Source organism: Streptomyces sp. NPDC029169, assembly GCF_055563935.1.
In genome coordinates, this window is the sequence record NZ_JBVHXA010000011.1 from 152342 (window position 1) to 169780 (window position 17439).

The following is a 17439-nucleotide window of genomic DNA, read 5'->3' on the forward strand; positions in this document are numbered from 1 at the left end:
ATACGGCTCGTCGGCCTTCCCTCCGGTGCGGAATGTCCGATTCTCTGGACGTAAGGTCTTCGCATGAGACGCGGCAGGCTACGGATCTACCTCGGCGCGGCACCGGGCGTCGGCAAGACGTACGCGATGCTCTCCGAGGGGCACCGCCGTGTCGAGCGGGGCACCGACTGCGTCGTCGCCTTCGTCGAGCACCATGACCGTCCGCGTACGGAGGTCATGCTGCACGGCCTGGAGCAGGTGCCGCGCGGCACGCTCCAGTACCGGGGCACGGCCTTCACCGAGATGGACGTCGACGCGGTCCTGGCGCGGAAGCCGGCCGTCGCGCTCGTGGACGAGCTGGCCCACACGAACGTGCCGGGCTCCCGCAACTCCAAGCGATGGCAGGACGTCGAGGAGCTGCTCGCCGGCGGGATCGACGTCATATCGACCGTCAACATCCAGCACCTCGAATCCCTGGGCGACGTGGTCGAGTCGATCACCGGCGTACGCCAGAAGGAGACCGTCCCCGACGAGGTCGTGCGCCGTGCCGACCAGATCGAACTCGTCGACATGTCTCCCCAGGCGCTGCGCCGCCGCATGGCCCACGGGAACATCTACAAGCCGGACCGGATCGACGCCTCCCTCGCCAACTACTTCCGCCCCGGCAACCTGACCGCCCTGCGCGAGCTGGCGCTGCTCTGGACCGCCGACCGCGTGGACGAGTACCTCCAGCAGTACCGGGGCGAACACGGCATCCGCTCCACCTGGCAGGCCCGCGAGCGGATCGTCGTCGGCCTCACCGGCGGCCCCGAGGGCCGCACCCTGATACGGCGCGCTGCGCGCCTGGCCGAGAAGGGCGCGGGCGGTGAGGTGCTCGCCGTCTACATCGCCCGCAGCGACGGCCTGACCTCCGCCTCGCCGAAGGAGCTCGCCGTCCAGCGGACCCTCGTCGAGGACCTGGGCGGAACGTTCCATCACGTCATAGGCGACGACATTCCCTCCGGCCTCCTGGAGTTCGCACGGGGCGTCAACGCCACCCAGATCGTCCTCGGCTCCAGCCGCCGCAAGACCTGGCAGTACATGTTCGGCCCCGGCGTCGGCCAGACCGTCGCCCGCGAGTCCGGCCCCGACCTCGACGTCCACATCGTCACCCACGAGGAGGTCGCCAAGGGCCGCGGACTGCCCGTCGCCCGGGGCGCCCGGCTCGGCCGCTCCCGGATCATCTGGGGCTGGCTGGCCGGGATCGCGGGCCCGGCCCTGCTGACCCTGCTCCTCACCCACATCGACGCCGATCTCGGCCTCGCCAACGACATGCTGCTGTTCCTGGCGCTGACCGTCGCCTCGGCCCTGCTCGGCGGGCTCCAGCCGGCGCTCGCGTCGGTCGCCTTCGGCTCGTTCCTGCTGAACTGGTACTTCACTCCACCGGTGCACCAGCTGACGATCGCCGACCCGAAGAACATCGTCGCGATCGCCGTCTTCTTCGGCGTCGCCGTGGCCGTGGCCTCGGTGGTCGACCTCGCCGCCCGGCGCACCCACCAGGCCGCCCGGCTGCGCGCCGAGTCCGAGGTGCTGTCCTACCTCGCCGGGAGCGTGCTGCGCGGCGAGTCCAGCCTGGAGGCCCTGCTCGAACGCGTCCGGGAGACCTTCTCCATGGAGTCGGTCGCCCTCCTCGAACGCGAGAGCGACGTCGAGCCGTGGACCTGCGCGGCGAGCGTCGGGCAGCGCCCGGTCACCCGCCCCGAGGACGCGGACGTGGACATGCCCGTCGGCGAGCATCTGGCGCTCGCTCTGACCGGCCGCGTCCTGCCGGCCGAGGACCGGCGCGTGCTCGGCGCCTTCGCCGCCCAGGCCGCGGTCGTCCTGGACCGCCAGCGGCTCGTCGGGGAGGCCGAGCAGGCCCGCAAGCTCGCCGAGGGCAACAAGATCCGCACCTCCCTCCTCGCGGCCGTCAGCCATGACCTCCGTACCCCGCTCGCCGGCATCAAGGCCTCCGTCTCCTCCCTCCGCTCCGACGACGTCGAGTGGTCGGACGAGGACCGGGCGGAGCTGCTCGCGGGCATCGAGGAGGGCGCCGACCGGCTCGATCACCTGGTGGGCAACCTCCTCGACATGTCCCGGCTGCAGACCGGCACCGTCACCCCGCTGATCCGCCCGATCGACCTGGACGAGGTCGTCCCCATGGCGCTCGGCGGCGTGCCCGACGGCAGCGCCGAGCTGGACATCCCCGAGACCCTGCCGATGGTCGACGTCGACAAGGGGCTCCTGGAGCGGGCCGTCGCCAACATCGTCGAGAACGCGGTGAAATACAGTCCGGACACGCTGCCCGTGACCGTCTCCGCCAGCGCCCTGGGCGACCGGGTCGAGCTGCGTGTCGTGGACCGCGGGCCCGGAGTCCCGGACGAGAGCAAGGAGGGCATCTTCGAGCCGTTCCAGCGCTTCGGCGACGCCCCGCGCGGCTCCGGCGTCGGTCTCGGTCTCGCGGTCGCCCGTGGCTTCGTCGAGGCCATGGGGGGCACGCTGGCGGCCGAGGACACGCCCGGTGGCGGCCTGACGATGACGCTCACCCTCAAGGCCGTGACGGGACAGCTGTCGCCACCGGCTGCCGCCGACCTGCCCGCCGGCCGGGTGACCACGTGACCGCACCGTCTCCCCGTTCTTCCAGACGTACGAAGAGAGAGAAGGAAGCCTTCGATGACCCGGGTTCTCGTCGTCGACGACGAGCCGCAGATCGTCCGCGCGCTGGTGATCAACCTCAAGGCGCGCAAGTACGAGGTGGACGCGGCGCCCGACGGCGCCACCGCCCTTCGGCTCGCCGCCGAACGCCATCCCGACGTGGTCGTCCTCGACCTCGGCCTGCCGGACCTCGACGGTGTCGAGGTCATCAAGGGCCTGCGCGGTTGGACCCGGGTGCCGATCCTGGTGCTCTCGGCACGGCAGACCTCCGACGAGAAGGTCGAGGCGCTCGACGCCGGAGCCGACGACTACGTCACCAAGCCGTTCGGGATGGACGAGCTCCTGGCCCGGCTGCGCGCCGCCGTCCGCAGGGCCGAGCCGGTCGGCGGCGACGACGGCGTCGTCACGGTCGAGACGGAGGGCTTCACGGTCGACCTGGCGGCGAAGAAGGTCCACCGGGACGGGCGGGACGTCCGCCTCACGCCCACCGAGTGGCACCTGCTCGAGGTGCTCGTCCGCAACAGCGGGCGCCTGGTGAGCCAGAAGCAGCTCCTCCAGGAGGTCTGGGGCCCGTCGTACGGCACGGAGACCAACTACCTGCGGGTGTACATGGCACAGCTGCGGCGCAAGCTGGAGGCCGACCCCTCGCACCCGCGGCACTTCGTCACCGAACCGGGCATGGGCTACCGCTTCGAGCACTGATCCGGGTCGGTTCCCGTGTCGGTGGAGGCCGGTACGCTTTCTGTATGAGTGCTGCACCGCGTACAGAGAAGCCGGCCGGACGCTTCCGCCGGATGCTCGACCGGCTGTCCACCTCGCAGGAGGAGCTGGAGTCCGAAGAGCTCCAGGAGGACGCCGAGGCGTCGGGCTGCACACGCATCTGCGACTGCTCCGACCGCCAGATAGTCAAGGTGACTGGTACCTTGCGCACGGTCACGCTGCGCCCGCGGGCGGGTGTGCCCGCCCTCGAGGCCGAGCTGTTCGACGGCACGGCCCCGCTGGACGTGGTGTGGCTGGGCCGGCGGTCCATCGTGGGCATCGAGCCGGGCCGCAAGCTGATCGCCTCCGGCCGGATCTCCATGAGCCACGGCCGGCGGGTCCTCTTCAACCCCAAATACGAGCTCCGACCGCTCGGACAGGAGTAGCCGGTGACGTCGCTCGACAAGCCGACGACGGATCAGGACGCCCGGGACAGCCAGGGCGCCCAGGAACGCCAGGCCTCGAAGGAGGTCACCGAGGCCGCGCTGTTCGAGGCCTTCGGCGGCCTGCGGGGCATGATCGAGACGGTCCTGCCCGGACTGCTCTTCGTCACGATCTACACGATCAACAAGGACCTGCACATCTCGGCGATCGCGGCGCTCGCGGTCTCCCTGGTGCTCGTCGCCGTCCGGCTGATCCGCCGGGACACCGTCAAGCACGCCTTCAGCGGCGTCTTCGGCGTCGCGTTCGGCGTGATCTTCGCGATGATGACGGGCAACGCCAAGGACTTCTACCTGCCGGGCATGCTGTACACGCTGGGCCTCGCCCTCGCGTACATCATCACCACGCTCGCGGGCGTCCCGCTGATCGGCCTCATCCTCGGCCCGGTCTTCAAGGAGAACCTCTCCTGGCGGACCCGTAACCCCGGCCGCAAGAAGGCGTACGCCAAGGCGAGCTGGGCGTGGGGCCTGATCCTGCTCGGCAAGTGCGCGATCCTCTTCCCGATGTACTGGTGGGCCGACACGACCAAGTTCGGCTGGGTCCTGGTCGCGCTGAAGATCCCGCCCTTCCTGCTCGCGGTGTACCTGACGTGGGTCTTCCTGGCGAAGGCCCCGCCGCCGATCGACGTCTTCGCCGAGATGGAGGCGGAGGAGGCGGCCGAGAAGGCCCGCAAGGAGGCGGCGGCGCGGCAGCCGGAGTCGTAAGCGGTACGAGGAAGGGGGCCGGGACCTGGGAGGTCCCGGCCCCTTCGCCGTACGGCCGCCCGCGCGGCCTACGTGGCGCCGGCCATCGCCGGGTCGGCGCGCAGAGCCGCGTGCGAGGGGCCGGGACCTGGGAGGTCCCGGCCCCTTCGCATCGGCGTGCGCGAGCGTCAGCTCGCCGACGCGCCCTCGTCGCGGCGGACCGACAGCAGGTCCTCCAGCTGCTCCTCGCGCGCCTGGGCGGCCACGAAGAGGAGCTCGTCGCCCGCCTCCAGGGTCTCCTCCGGGCTCGGGGTCAGGACCCGCGAGCCGCGGATGATCGTCACCAGGGAGGTGTCCTGCGGCCAGGCCACATCGCCCACCTGCGTACCCGCGATCGCCGACTCCGGCGGAAGCGTCAGCTCCACCAGGTTCGCGTCGCCGTGGCTGAAGCGCAGCAGCCGGACCAGGTCGCCGACGCTCACCGCCTCCTCCACCAGGGCCGACATCAGACGCGGCGTCGACACGGCGACGTCCACGCCCCAGGACTCGTTGAAGAGCCACTCGTTCTTCGGGTTGTTCACCCGGGCCACGACACGCGGAACGCCGTACTCGGTCTTCGCGAGCAGCGAGACGACCAGGTTCACCTTGTCGTCGCCGGTGGCCGCGATGACCACGTTGCAGCGCTGCAGCGCCGCCTCGTCCAGCGAGGTGATCTCACAGGCGTCGGCCAGCAGCCACTCCGCCTGCGGCACCCGCTCCACCGAGATGGCGGTCGGCGCCTTGTCGACCAGCAGCACCTCGTGCCCGTTCTCCAGGAGCTCGCCCGCGATGGAACGGCCCACCGCGCCCGCGCCCGCAATAGCGACACGCATCAGTGACCGCCTTCCTCAGGACCCTCGGCGAAGGCCGCCTCGACCTTGTCGATCTCGTCCGTACGCATCATCACGTGCACGAGGTCGCCCTCCTGCAGCACGGTCTGGGAGGAGGGGATGACCGCCTCGCCCAGCCGGGTGAGGAACGCCACGCGCACCCCCGTCTCGTCCTGCAGCCTGCTGATCTTGTGGCCGATCCACGCCGCGGAGGTGTGCACCTCGGCGAGCTGCACCCCGCCGCTCGGGTCGGTCCACAGCGGCTCCGCGCCCGACGGCAGCAGGCGCCGCAGCATCTGGTCGGCGGTCCAGCGGACCGTCGCGACCGTCGGGATGCCGAGACGCTGGTAGACCTCGGCCCGCCGCGGGTCGTAGATCCGGGCCGCCACGTTCTCGATGCCGAACATCTCGCGCGCGACCCGCGCCGCGATGATGTTCGAGTTGTCGCCGCTGCTCACCGCGGCGAAGGCACCGGCCTCCTCGATCCCCGCCTCGCGCAGCGTGTCCTGATCGAAGCCGACGCCCGTGACACGGCGCCCGCCGAAACCCGAGCCGAGACGGCGGAAAGCCGTCGGATCCTGGTCCACGACGGCGACGGTGTGCCCCTGCTGCTCCAGGGTCTGCGCGAGAGCGGCTCCCACTCGCCCGCAGCCCATGATGACGATGTGCACGTCCCCTTACCCCGCACTCCTGATCGTCTTGCTGACCTGCGAATACACCCTGCTCACAACTTTCCTCACCCGACTGGCCCGGGCCATGGCGGACAGCGCCCTGCCGTGCTGCCCGATCCGAGCTTATGCGGCAACCCTGGGCGGGACCTCATCCGAGGTGGCAGCCACGGAGATTCCGTGCGGATTGGGGGTCGCGGTGAGCATGGCGCTTTTCGAACGCTTACGATCCTCTCCGTGCCCAAACTGACCGACCTGCCCAAACGGATCTTGATCGGACGGGCTCTGCGGAGCGACAAGCTCGGCGAGACCCTCCTCCCGAAGCGCATCGCCCTTCCCGTCTTCGCCTCCGACCCGCTGTCCTCGGTGGCGTACGCACCCGGCGAGGTGCTGCTCGTCCTGTCGATCGCGGGTCTGTCGGCATACCACTTCAGCCCGTGGATCGCGCTCGCCGTCGTCATCCTGATGTTCACGGTCGTCGCCTCCTACCGGCAGAACGTCCACGCCTACCCGAGCGGCGGCGGCGACTACGAGGTCGCCAACACCAACCTCGGCCCGAAGGCCGGACTGACCGTCGCCAGCGCCCTGCTCGTCGACTACGTCCTGACCGTCGCCGTCTCGATCTCCTCGGGAATCGAGAACCTGGGCTCGGCCGTCCCGTTCGTCGTCGAGAACAAGGTTCTCTGCGCGGTCGCCGTCATCCTGCTCCTCACGCTGATGAACCTGCGCGGGGTGAAGGAGTCGGGCAGCCTCTTCGCCATCCCGACATACGTCTTCGTCGCCGGCGTCTTCATCATGATCGCCTGGGGCGCGTACCAGGGGATCGTCCTCGACGAGACCATGAAGGCGCCGACCGCCGACTTCGAGATCAAGGCCGAGCAGGAGGGGCTGGCCGGCTTCGCGCTGCTCTTCCTGCTGCTCCGCGCCTTCTCCTCCGGCTGTGCCGCCCTCACCGGCGTCGAGGCGATCTCCAACGGCGTCCCCGCCTTCCGCAAGCCGAAGTCGAAGAACGCCGCCACCACGCTGCTCCTCATGGGCGGCCTGGCCGTCACCATGTTCTGCGGCATCATCGGCCTGGCCATGGCCACCGACGTACGGATGGCCGAGAACCCCGCCCACGACCTGCTGAACAACGGGCAGCCGGTCGGCGAGGGCTACGTCCAGGACCCGGTCATCTCCCAGGTCGCCGCCGCCGTCTTCGGCGACGGAACGTTCTTCTTCGTCCTGCTCGCCGCGGCCACGGCGCTCGTCCTCTTCCTGGCCGCCAACACGGCGTACAACGGCTTCCCGCTCCTCGGCTCGATCCTCGCCCAGGACCGGTACCTGCCGCGCCAGCTGCACACCCGCGGCGACCGGCTCACCTTCTCCAACGGCATCGTGCTCCTCGCGGGCGCCGCCATGCTGCTCGTGTGGGTCTACGGGGCCGACTCGACGAAGCTGATCCAGCTGTACATCGTCGGCGTCTTCGTCTCCTTCACGCTCAGCCAGACCGGCATGGTCCGGCACTGGAACCGGCACCTGAAGACCGAGAGGGACCCGGCCAAGCGCCGCCACATGATCCGCTCCCGCGCGATCAACACCTTCGGCGCGTTCTTCACCGGCCTGGTCCTGGTCGTCGTCCTCGCCACCAAGTTCACGCACGGCGCCTGGGTCGCGCTGCTCGGCATGGTGATCTTCTACGGGACGATGACCGCGATCCGCCGCCACTACGACTCGGTCGCGGACGAGATCGCCGCCGCCGAGGAGCGTCCCGACGAGTACGTGCGCCCCTCGCGCGTCCGCTCCGTCGTCCTCGTCTCCAAGCTGCACAAGCCGACGCTGCGCGCCCTCGCGTACGCCAAGCTGCTGCACGCCCACGAGCTGGAGGCGCTGAGCGTCAACGTCGACCCGGCCGAGACCAAGGCGCTCAAGGAGGAGTGGGAGCGGCGCGGCATCAACGTCCCGCTCAAGATCCTCGACTCCCCGTACCGCGAGATCACCCGGCCGGTCATCGACTACGTGAAGAACATCCGCCGCGAGAGCCCGCGGGACGCCGTCTCCGTCTACATCCCGGAGTACGTCGTCGGCCACTGGTACGAGCATCTGCTGCACAACCAGAGCGCCCTGCGGCTCAAGGGCCGCCTGCTCTTCACCCCGGGCGTGATGGTCACCTCGGTCCCGTACCAGCTCCGATCCTCCGAGGCCGCCAAGGTGCGGGCCAGGAAGCGCCAGGAGTGGAACGCGCCGGGATCGGTGCGCCGCGGTCCGGTCGAGAAGCGCACGAAGGAACCGGCCGGAAAGGACACGTAGACTGGTGGGCTGCTGCCGCAAGCGGCAGCCCACCTCTCTCTTTTTCTGGAGTCACCCCGTCATGCAGAACGCACCTGTTCCTTCGTTGGTCGGGGAAGAGTACGAGGTCGAGGTCGGCCCCGTGGCCCACGGCGGCCACTGCATCGCGCGTACGGAGGGCGGCCGGGTCCTCTTCGTCCGGCACGCGCTGCCGGGCGAGCGCGTGGTGGCCAGGGTGACGGAGGGCGAGGAGACGTCCCGCTTCCTGCGCGCGGACGCGGTGACGATCCTCGAGGCCTCCAAGGACCGGGTGGAAGCCCCCTGCCCGTTCGCGGGCCCGGGCAAGTGCGGCGGCTGCGACTGGCAGCACGCCAAGCCGGGCGCCCAGCGCCGCCTCAAGGGCGAGGTCATCGCCGAACAGCTCCAGCGCCTGGCCGGGCTCACCCCCGAGGAGGCCGGCTGGGACGGCACCGTGATGCCGGCCGAGGGCGACAAGCTGCCGGCGGGCGAGGTCCCGCAGTGGCGCACCCGTGTCCAGTACGCGGTGGATGCCGAGGGCCACGCGGGCCTGCGGCGCCACCGCTCGCACGAGGTCGAGGTGATCGACCACTGCATGATCGCGGCGCCGGGTGTCACGGAACTCGGCATCGAGAAGCGCACCTGGGAGGGCATGGCCTCGATCGAGGCGATCGCGGCCTCGGGCTCGGGCGACCGCCAGGTGATCCTGACCCCGCGACCGGGCGCCCGCCTCCCCCTCGTCGAGCTCGACAAGCCGGTCTCGGTACTCCGCGTGGACGAGAAGGACGGCGGCGTCCACCGCGTCCACGGCCGCCCCTTCGTCCGCGAGCGCGCCGACGACCGCACGTACCGCGTCGGCAACGGCGGCTTCTGGCAGGTCCACCCGAAGGCCGCGCAGACGCTGGTCCTCGCCGTGATGCAGGGCCTGATGCCCCGCAAGGGCGACACGGCCCTGGACCTCTACTGCGGCGTCGGCCTCTTCGCGGGCGCGATCGCCGACCGCGTGGGCGACCAGGGCGCGGTCCTGGGCATCGAGTCCGGCAAGCGCGCGGTCGAGGACGCCCGCCACAACCTCCAGGACTACGAGCGCGTCCGCATCGAACAGGGCAAGGTCGAAACGGTCCTCCCGCGCACCCGGATCACCGAGGTGGACCTGATCGTCCTGGACCCGCCCCGCGCAGGCGCAGGCAAGCAGACGGTCAAGCACCTCGCGGGCCTGGGTGCCCGAAGGATCGCCTACGTGGCCTGCGACCCGGCGGCCCTGGCCCGCGACATCGCGTACTTCAGGGAGGGCGGCTACCGGGTCCGGACGCTCCGGGCGTTCGACCTGTTCCCGATGACGCACCATGTGGAGTGCGTGGCCATCCTTGAGCCAGCAGCCAAGGGCGTCTGACGTTTTGTGGAGAGGGAGGCTCATCGGGGGTGCACCTTCACCTGTTTCCGGAATGCCCACGGGTGAAGCCGGGCGATGGTCGTTGACCTGGGCTTTCGGGCGTGGCCGTGCGAGCTGTCGGTGACAAGGCGGCTGGGCATCCCGCAGTCGTGACGCTCGCTTGACGCTCGATCTGAATGGCCGTCAGTTCGGGCCGAGTGCGTCCTGTAGTCCCGCCCCGATGGCAGGAGATGCCGCGCTGGTGCGACACCGGCCATGGTGTGGCGGGTGGGTGCCCCAGCTTCGGATCGGCTTCCTGTCGTCACGGCGTTCGGGCAGAAGATCGTCTCCGAGGCCGAGATGGCGCAGGAGCTGGGGCACAACGTGGGCGTGTTTCTGCCTGCCTCCTTCGCCGACGCTACGGTGAAGGCGCACGCCGTGGTGGCGGTCCCCGGTTCGCCGGCCGCCTACGCACGCGGGCTGTACGGGTTCCTGCGCGAACTCGACCAGCGGGGCTGCGACCTCATCATCGCGTCCTTGCCGGCGGAGGAGGGGCTGGGACTCGCGATCGCCAACCGGCTCCGCCGCGCCGCGGGGCCCCGGCCCTCCGAGGCCAGGAGCGGGTGAACGATGGAACGCGTCGGCGAGTGCGCTTGGTCAGCCTTGCGGAGGATGCCTTCTCTCGTGGAGCAGGGTCACGGTGACCGTCAGGCCGCCGTCGGGACGGGGGAAGGCGGTGACCTCGCCGCCGTGGGCGCGGGCGACCGAGCGGACGATCGACAGGCCGAGGCCGGCGCCCTTGGCGGTGACGAGGCGCTCGGTGCCGAGGCGGCGGAACGGCTCGAACAGGGTAGGGACCTCGTAGGGCGGTACCTCGGGGCCGGTGTTGCTCACTTCGATCTCGGCCCGGCCGTCCTCAAGGGTGCGGCTCGTGACTCGTACCCACCCGCCGTCGCCGGTGTTGTGGCGGATGCCGTTCTCCACGAGGTTCTGGACGACCCGTTCGAGAAGCAGAGCGTCTCCGGTGGTGGGCGCCGGGCCGGCTTCTTCATGCAGGGTGATCCCGGCCTTGTCGGCCTCGGCAGCCCTCTGGGCCGTCACATGGGTGACCACGTCCGCGAGGTCGACGCTCTGCCGCTCGGGGACGTGGTTCTCGGCCCCGGCCAGCAGCAGCAGTCCGCTGATGAGCCGCTCGTGCCGGTCGTTGATCTCGAGGAGGTCCTCACCGAGCCGTTTCATGTCAGGGGAGGCGGTCCTGCGGTGCATGGCCAGTTCGACGAGCGCGCGGCCCACGGTCAGCGGGGTGCGAAGTTCGTGGGAGGCGTTGGCGACGAAACGGCGCTGGCCGTCGAAGGAGCGGTCGAGCCGTTCGACCATGAGGTCGAAGCTATCGGCGAGGTCCTTCACCTCGTCGTCGCGGCCGTCGAGCGCGATGCGCTCCTGCAGACCGCGGTCAGCGGCCCGTGCGGTCGCGATGCGGCGGGCGGTGTCGGTGACCCGGTGCAGCGGGGCCAGGACCCGGCCGGCGATGAGCCAGCCGAAGCCCGCGGCGACGCCGCCGACCAGGGTCAGCGCGATGCTGCCCTGGGTGATGAGCGAGGCGGTGGCGGCGTCGTGCAGTCTCTTCTGCTCGTCGGCCACCCAGTTGAGGCTGTCCGAAGGAATGGCCTGCCGGGAGGAGGCCGAGGCACCGCTGGAGTCGGAATGGACGCTGAGGTTCCCGCCACGGTCGAGCTGCTGGGCGAACAGGACGTAGGTGACGCCGAGCAGGACGATGCCCGCGGCGAAGAACAACCCTCCGTAGACCAGGGTGAGCCGGGCGCGCAGGGTGAGCCGGGCGCGTGGGGTGAGCCGGGCGCGTGGGGCGATACGGCGTTTCTTCATGGGATCCGGTACCCCACGCCCGTGATGGTCTCGATGACCGGCGGGTCGCCGAGTTTGCGGCGGAGCTTGAGCACGGTGAGGCGGACCGCCCCGGTGAAGGGGTCGGTGTGCTCGTCCCACGCCTTCTCCAGCAGGTGTTCGGTGAGGACGGCCGCACCGTCGGCGCGCAGCAGCTCGGTCAGGACGGCGAACTCCTTCTTCGCCAGCGGTACGTAGCGGCTGTCCCGGAACACCTCACGCCGCGCCGGGTCCAGTGTGATGCCGCGGCGGCGGAGCACGGGTGGCGCGGCGGGGCGGGAGCGCCGGCCGAGTGCGAGGACCCGGGCGGCGAGCTCGGGGAAGGCGAAGGGCTTGGTGAGATAGTCGTCGGCGCCGAGGGAGAGCCCGGCGACGCGGTCCGTGACCTCGCCGGCCGCGGTCAGCATCAGCAGCCGTGCCTGGCTGCCGGACGCGACGAGGTGAGCGCACACGTCGTCTCCGTGCAGCAGAGGAAGGTCCCGGTCCAGGATGATGACGTCGTAGTCGTTGACGCCGGCCCGCTCCAGTGCCGCGGCGCCGTCGTACGCGACGTCGACCGCGTGGGTCTCCTGCCGGAGCCATTCCGCGATCGCGTCGGCGAGCAGCCGCTCGTCCTCCGCCACCAGGAGCCTCATCCGTTGTCGTCCTTCCGTCACGGCCCCGCCCGTCCAGCGGGCTGTGGCTTCTCATGGTCATCGTCGTCCAAGGGGCCGTTTCCTTCCCGTAAAGGGTCGTCTACGGCGTCTTCGAAGTCGCCGGTCCCGACGGGGAAACAGTGAGGCAACGGCACCGGGAGTTGCATCCCTTCCGTCGGCCGGCACCCCGCCGGCCCATCGGCAAGGAGACGCCTCACATGCCCCGTACACGAACCCCCGCCCTGCTCGCGGTCCTGCCTATGGCCGCCCTGGCCCTGACACTCACCGCATGCGGCTCCGGGGCCGACGGCGCCGGGGTGGCCTCCGCGAACGGCGGCACCAACAGCGCGACGAGCAGCGCCGCTCCCGGCCTGAGCCGGGACGAGATGAACGTGAGGTACGCGCGGTGCCTGCGGCAGCAGGGCCTGGACCTGGCGGACCCCAAGCCCGGTCAGGGCATCGGGCTCTCCATCGACGGCTCGAACAGGGACAAGGCCGACAAGGCCATCGAGGCGTGCCGCTCGGTCGCGCCGCCGGCACCGGCGGACCAGAACGACTCCGAGGACCGCAAGGCCATGCTCGACCTCGCGCGGTGCATGCGCGAGAACGGTGTGGCGGACTTCGCCGATCCCAAGGAGGGCCAGGGCATCGACATCGGCCCCGCACAGGCCGAGGACCCCGACTTCGAGAACGCCTGGAAGAAGTGCGGCGGCGCCCAGGGCGAGCGCGAGCAGGCGGGGAGCGCCCAGTGACGGTCGCGCACTCCGATGAGCCCTTCGGCGAGCAGCAGACGGACCCGCCGCCCCAGGGCGGCCGTAGGCGACACCGTACGCGACGCGCCACGAAGATGACGGCCGCCGTCCTCGCCCTGGCCGCGGTCGGCGCGGGCACGGCGGTCGTCCTCACCCAGAACGGCAGCGGCACGGCCGGAGGAAAAGCGGCGAACGGGCTGCCCCCGGCGACGGCCGAAGTGCTCCGGCAGACGCTCAAGGACACCAGGAGCGCCGACGGCCGGCTCGGTCACGGTACGGAACGGACCACGGTCGGCCGACTTCCCGGCACGCTCACCCGACTGCCCAGGCCGGGCACGGAGATCACCCGCGGCGAGGCCCTGTACACGGTGGACAACCAGCCCGTCGTGGTGCTGTACGGATCGCTCCCGGCCTACCGCGCCTTGGCGAAGGGCTCCGAGGGACCCGACGTCAGGCAACTGGAGGAGAACCTCGCCGCGCTCGGCTACACCGGGTTCACGCCCGACGAGGAGTACACCGACGCCACGGCGAAAGCCGTACGGAGGTGGCAGGGCGACCTCGGCCTGAAGAAGACCGGGACCGTGGAGCTCGGCCGCGTCGTCTTCACCGCCGGTGCGATGCGTGTCACGGGCCTGGAGGGGGAGCCGGGGGACCAGACAGCACCGGGCCAGAAGCTGCTCTCGTACACCGGCACGGCCAAGGCCGTCACGGCGGAGCTGGACGTCTCTGACCAGCGGTTGGCCAAGCAGGGCACCACCGTCCAGGTCACGCTCCCGGACGGCGTCGCGGTCCAGGGCACGATCGTCGAGCTCTCCACCGTGTCCAAGCCCGCCGAGGGGCAGAAGGAGGCGGAGACGAAGATCAAGGTGGTTGTCGGGCTGACGGACGCCCGGGCCCGCGAGGCCGTCCAGTCGTACGACGAGGCCGGCGTCCACGTGACCTTCACCGCGGACACCCGCAAGGATGTCCTCACCGTGCCCGTCGCCGCCCTGCTCGCCCTCGCCGAGGGCGGCTTCGGGGTGGAACTGGTGCGGGGGACGACCTCGACGTACGTCCCCGTCACCACCGGGCTGTTCGCCGACGGCCGGGTCGAGATCTCCGGCAGCGGCATCTCCCAGGGCGCCACGGTGGGGATGCCCAAGTGATCACCCTCATGAATGTGAGCAAGACCTACCCCGGCGCAGTGACCGCCCTCGACGGGGTCTCCCTGACCATCGGCCCCGGTGAGCTCGCCGCCGTCGTCGGCCCCTCCGGCTCCGGCAAGTCGACGATGCTGAACCTGCTCGGCACCCTGGACCGCCCCACCACCGGTCGCGTACACGTCGCCGGCCACGACGTCGGAGCACTGTCCGACACGGAGCTGTCTGCCCTGCGCGCCTCCCGGATCGGGTTCGTCTTCCAGCAGTTCCACCTCTCCGTCGGCACATCGGCCCTGGACAACGTGGCCGACGGACTCCTCTACCGCGGTCTTCGGCCGGCGGAGCGCAGGCGTCGCGCGGCGAAGGTGCTCGAACGCGTGGGCCTCGGCCACCGCATGGACCACCACCCGCACGAGCTGTCGGGCGGCGAGCGCCAGCGCGTCGCCATCGCCCGCGCGGTGGCCGGCGACCCGGCGCTGCTGCTCGCCGACGAACCGACCGGCGCACTGGACTCGGTGTCCGGGCGGACGGTGATGCGGCTCCTGCGCGAACTCCACTCCTCCGGCACCACCGTCGTGATCATCACCCACGACCGGGAGCTCGCCGCGTCCTTGCCCCGCCAGGTGCGTATGCGCGACGGCCGCGTCATCGACGACGTGTGCCGACAGGAAGCGCCGAAAGAGGCCCCGGTAATGGAGGTGAGTCGATGACCTCCGACGTCCTGCGGCCGGCCCGGATGAGGACCGGCGACGTGGTCAGGGTCGGCGCCGTGGGCCTGCGGACCCGCCCGACGCGCGCCGTGCTCTCCGCCCTGGGGATCGCCATCGGCATCGCCGCGATGGTCGCCGTGGTCGGGGTCTCCTCGTCCTCCCGTGCCGAGCTCGACCGCACCCTGGCCATGCTCGGGACCAACCTGCTCACCGTGGCCCCGGGCGACACCCTGACCGGTGGCACGGCCCGACTCCCGACCACGGCGGAAGGGATGATCTCGCGCATCCGGCCGGTGACCTCCACATCGGCCATCGGCAAGCTCCCCGATGCCGACGTCTTCCGCACCGAGAAGATCCCCGAGACCGAGAACGGCGGCATCACCACGTACGCGGTACGGACGAGCCTCCCCGCCGCCACCGGGGCCGGGCTGCGCAGTGGCACCTGGCTCAACGCGGCGACCGGCAGGTATCCATCGACCGTGCTCGGAACCGAAGCCGCCGAGCGGCTGGGCGTCGGCGCCGCCCGCCCGGACACCCGCGTACTGATCGGGGGGCGGTGGTTCACCGTCATCGGGGTCCTCGAACCGGTCCCCCTCGCCCCGGAGTTGGACTCCGCGGCCCTCGTGGGCTGGCAGGCCGCCGAGACCGTGCTGGGCTTCGACGGCCGGCCCACCCGCGTCTACGTGCGCAGCACGGACGCCGACGTGGAAGCGGTGAGGTCCGTCCTCGGCGCCACCGCCAACCCCCAGGCGCCGAACGAGGTCAAGGTCTCCCGGCCTTCCGACGCCCTGGTCGCCAAACAGGCCGCGAGCAAGGCTTTCACCGGCCTTCTCCTCGGCCTTGGCGCGGTGGCTCTGCTCGTCGGCGGCGTCGGCGTGGCCAACACGATGGTCATCTCGGTCCTGGAGCGCCGCGCCGAGATCGGCCTGCGTCGCTCCCTGGGCGCCACCCGGGGACACATCCGCAGCCAGTTCCTCGCCGAATCCCTGCTGCTGTCCGCGCTGGGTGGGGCGAGCGGCGCACTTCTGGGGGCTGTCGTAACCATCGGGTACGCCCTCTCCCAGGACTGGCCCGCGGTGATACCCCCGTGGGCGGTCCTCGGCTGTATCGCTGCCACCCTCGCCATCGGCAGCCTGGCCGGCCTCTACCCGGCCGTCCGCGCCTCCCGGCTCTCGCCCACGGAGGCCCTGGCCGCCCCCTGACCGGCCATGGACCAGCCAAAGCGGCCTGCCGCCTCGCGTGGAGCGAAGCGGCAGGCCGGAGGCGGTGCGGGGGCGGTCACTCCACCCGGCGCACCCGCCATCCCCACCTGATCCCGCCGAGAACGTGCACGATGCCCCGCCCCGACCGGTCCTTGGTCCCGGTGTCGTGCGTCAGGAAGGTCTCGGCCAGGAACTCCTCGTCGAGGTCCACCGTGCCATCGAACGAGATCTGCGAGGTGTCGTGGAAGTTGCAGACCGCGGTGCCATGGATCGAGGTCAGCCCGCCGTCCATGTAGAAGGGGTTCGCCCTGCCGATGTTGTCGACCTCGTGCCGGTTCTCAACGGTCCCCGACTGACGGACCACCTGGATCCAGCGCAGGGTCTCGTGGATGCCCGGATCGCCGGCGCGCGTGTCGGGGTCGTACACGACGTACAGCCCGCCCCCGAACGTGGTGCCCGGCTGCCCCTCGGTCGCCTCCGTGGCGAAGACGCTGTACGACTGGACGCGGAACTCCCTCTGCCCCCGGAGGCCGCCCACGTAGCGGAACGCGTAGTGCGCGCCGAACGCAGCGGCGAGGGTCTGCTCGAACGCAACGGCCGGGTCCGAGGGAACGGCCTCGTAGAGGGGATCGGTGGAGGCCGCGTCCTGCCCGGAGAGGAGGAGGCCGACGCGGTGCGGGACACCGTTGAAGGTGAAGTCCTTGGAGGCGATGTGCCCGCCCAGAGTCCCGATCGGTTTGCCCGGCGTCTCCGGCCAGCCGGTGGGCTGACTGGGTCGGTAATCAAGCACAAGGTGCCCGCCGGCCGGGTCCCGGAGCTTCGGCACGGCAGCCGCAGGCACCGACGCCAGACAGGACAGCCCCAAGGCGGTACCGGCAGCGAGCAGGGACCTTCGCGACATTTGTGGACGACTGGCTGAACGCACGGCGAAACCTCGCGATCACGATGCGGACTTGATGGCCGCGGCGGGCCACGGTGACCCGCCGCGGCCATTCGAACCGAGACGACGTTTCCCGGGCGTTACCGATCCGCCGTTCGACCGGAGCCGGTCTGCGAACAGTCGGCCCTCGCTGCGCAGTTCCGTCGTGGGTCGTACTGCTCGGTCAACGATGGGTGCCCGCACGCGGCCCACGAGAACACGTGGTCCGTCCCCGGACTGGCGGGTCACCTGCGGTGTTCCGCATATTGCCGGGTTCCCCCGGGAAACCAGACGCGCCCGGCATTGACGCATCGCTGAGCACCTCGTCGTACCGGGTGACCGCGTCAGTCCGTAGAACTCCCATATCGCCGACCAGAAGCCGGGCAGGTAGTGGAGCTCCACCGCCACAGCTCGGCGTAGTCGGAGAAGTGCAGCCCCCGCACCTCGCTC

Annotated in this window: 15 protein-coding genes and 1 pseudogene; 11 read left to right on the forward strand and 5 right to left on the reverse strand. The window is 70.9% G+C overall.

The features are described from left to right. Window positions 1-63: 63 nt before the first annotated feature. The 4 genes from ACZ4VI_RS21630 to ACZ4VI_RS21645 are packed head-to-tail and all read left to right on the forward strand — an operon-like array spanning window position 64 to window position 4556. The gene (locus ACZ4VI_RS21630) at window positions 64-2616 is read left to right on the forward strand and encodes a DUF4118 domain-containing protein (protein ID WP_468001386.1); all 2553 of its coding nucleotides are present in this window, start codon (window positions 64-66) and stop codon (window positions 2614-2616) included. A gap of 54 nt (window positions 2617-2670) precedes the next feature. Next, the gene (locus tag ACZ4VI_RS21635; RefSeq protein WP_468001388.1) at window positions 2671-3354 is read left to right on the forward strand and encodes a response regulator; all 684 of its coding nucleotides are present in this window, start codon (window positions 2671-2673) and stop codon (window positions 3352-3354) included. Between the two features lie 44 nt (window positions 3355-3398). Then, window positions 3399-3797, forward strand: a complete 399-nt coding sequence (locus tag ACZ4VI_RS21640; protein WP_329114953.1) for an OB-fold nucleic acid binding domain-containing protein — start codon at window positions 3399-3401, stop codon at window positions 3795-3797. Between the two features lie 3 nt (window positions 3798-3800). Beyond that, window positions 3801-4556, forward strand: a complete 756-nt coding sequence (locus ACZ4VI_RS21645) for a DUF3159 domain-containing protein (protein ID WP_468001390.1) — start codon at window positions 3801-3803, stop codon at window positions 4554-4556. Between the two features lie 167 nt (window positions 4557-4723). On the opposite strand, the gene ACZ4VI_RS21650 is transcribed toward ACZ4VI_RS21645, so the two are convergent. Then, window positions 4724-5407, reverse strand: a complete 684-nt coding sequence (locus tag ACZ4VI_RS21650) for a potassium channel family protein (protein ID WP_468001392.1) — start codon at window positions 5405-5407, stop codon at window positions 4724-4726. Continuing rightward, entirely contained in the window at window positions 5407-6075 is a 669-nt protein-coding gene (locus tag ACZ4VI_RS21655; RefSeq protein ID WP_468001394.1) for a potassium channel family protein, read from the reverse strand. Before ACZ4VI_RS21655 ends, ACZ4VI_RS21650 begins: the two co-directional genes overlap by 1 nt. A gap of 234 nt (window positions 6076-6309) precedes the next feature. Here ACZ4VI_RS21655 and ACZ4VI_RS21660 point away from each other — a divergent pair, with 234 nt between their 5' ends. The 3 genes and pseudogenes from ACZ4VI_RS21660 to ACZ4VI_RS21670 all read left to right on the forward strand — a co-directional run. After that, the gene (locus ACZ4VI_RS21660; RefSeq protein WP_468001395.1) at window positions 6310-8361 is read left to right on the forward strand and encodes an APC family permease; all 2052 of its coding nucleotides are present in this window, start codon (window positions 6310-6312) and stop codon (window positions 8359-8361) included. A 61-nt stretch (window positions 8362-8422) separates the two neighbouring features. Beyond that, window positions 8423-9751, forward strand: a complete 1329-nt coding sequence (locus ACZ4VI_RS21665; protein ID WP_468001397.1) for a class I SAM-dependent RNA methyltransferase — start codon at window positions 8423-8425, stop codon at window positions 9749-9751. A 321-nt stretch (window positions 9752-10072) separates the two neighbouring features. Next, a pseudogene (locus ACZ4VI_RS21670) lies at window positions 10073-10357 on the forward strand (Sua5 family C-terminal domain-containing protein); the annotation flags it as partial. 30 nt (window positions 10358-10387) lie between these two features. On the opposite strand, the gene ACZ4VI_RS21675 reads toward ACZ4VI_RS21670, so the two are convergent. After that, window positions 10388-11614, reverse strand: a complete 1227-nt coding sequence (locus ACZ4VI_RS21675; protein WP_468001399.1) for a sensor histidine kinase — start codon at window positions 11612-11614, stop codon at window positions 10388-10390. After that, window positions 11611-12267: a response regulator transcription factor gene (locus ACZ4VI_RS21680; protein ID WP_468001401.1), complete on the reverse strand. Its 657-nt coding sequence runs from the start codon at window positions 12265-12267 to the stop codon at window positions 11611-11613. Before ACZ4VI_RS21680 ends, ACZ4VI_RS21675 begins: the two co-directional genes overlap by 4 nt. Before the next feature lie 218 nt (window positions 12268-12485). Between ACZ4VI_RS21680 and ACZ4VI_RS21685 the strand changes: the two genes are divergently transcribed. Genes ACZ4VI_RS21685 through ACZ4VI_RS21700 form a run of 4 tightly spaced genes read left to right on the forward strand, consistent with a single transcriptional unit; the run spans window position 12486 to window position 16070 of the window. Beyond that, the gene (locus ACZ4VI_RS21685) at window positions 12486-13019 is read left to right on the forward strand and encodes a hypothetical protein (RefSeq protein ID WP_468001403.1); all 534 of its coding nucleotides are present in this window, start codon (window positions 12486-12488) and stop codon (window positions 13017-13019) included. Continuing rightward, entirely contained in the window at window positions 13016-14164 is a 1149-nt protein-coding gene (locus ACZ4VI_RS21690; protein WP_468001405.1) for a peptidoglycan-binding protein, read from the forward strand. Before ACZ4VI_RS21685 ends, ACZ4VI_RS21690 begins: the two co-directional genes overlap by 4 nt. Beyond that, window positions 14161-14868 (forward strand): ABC transporter ATP-binding protein, encoded by a 708-nt coding sequence (locus tag ACZ4VI_RS21695; protein ID WP_468001407.1) that lies wholly within the window; start codon window positions 14161-14163, stop codon window positions 14866-14868. Before ACZ4VI_RS21690 ends, ACZ4VI_RS21695 begins: the two co-directional genes overlap by 4 nt. Then, window positions 14865-16070, forward strand: coding sequence for an ABC transporter permease (locus tag ACZ4VI_RS21700; protein WP_468001409.1), 1206 nt, complete (start codon window positions 14865-14867; stop codon window positions 16068-16070). The genes ACZ4VI_RS21695 and ACZ4VI_RS21700 overlap by 4 nt, the downstream gene beginning before the upstream one ends. Before the next feature lie 76 nt (window positions 16071-16146). Here the strand turns inward: ACZ4VI_RS21700 and ACZ4VI_RS21705 are convergent, their stop codons facing one another. Continuing rightward, window positions 16147-16860, reverse strand: coding sequence for a hypothetical protein (locus tag ACZ4VI_RS21705; RefSeq protein WP_468001411.1), 714 nt, complete (start codon window positions 16858-16860; stop codon window positions 16147-16149). Window positions 16861-17439: the final 579 nt, after the last annotated feature.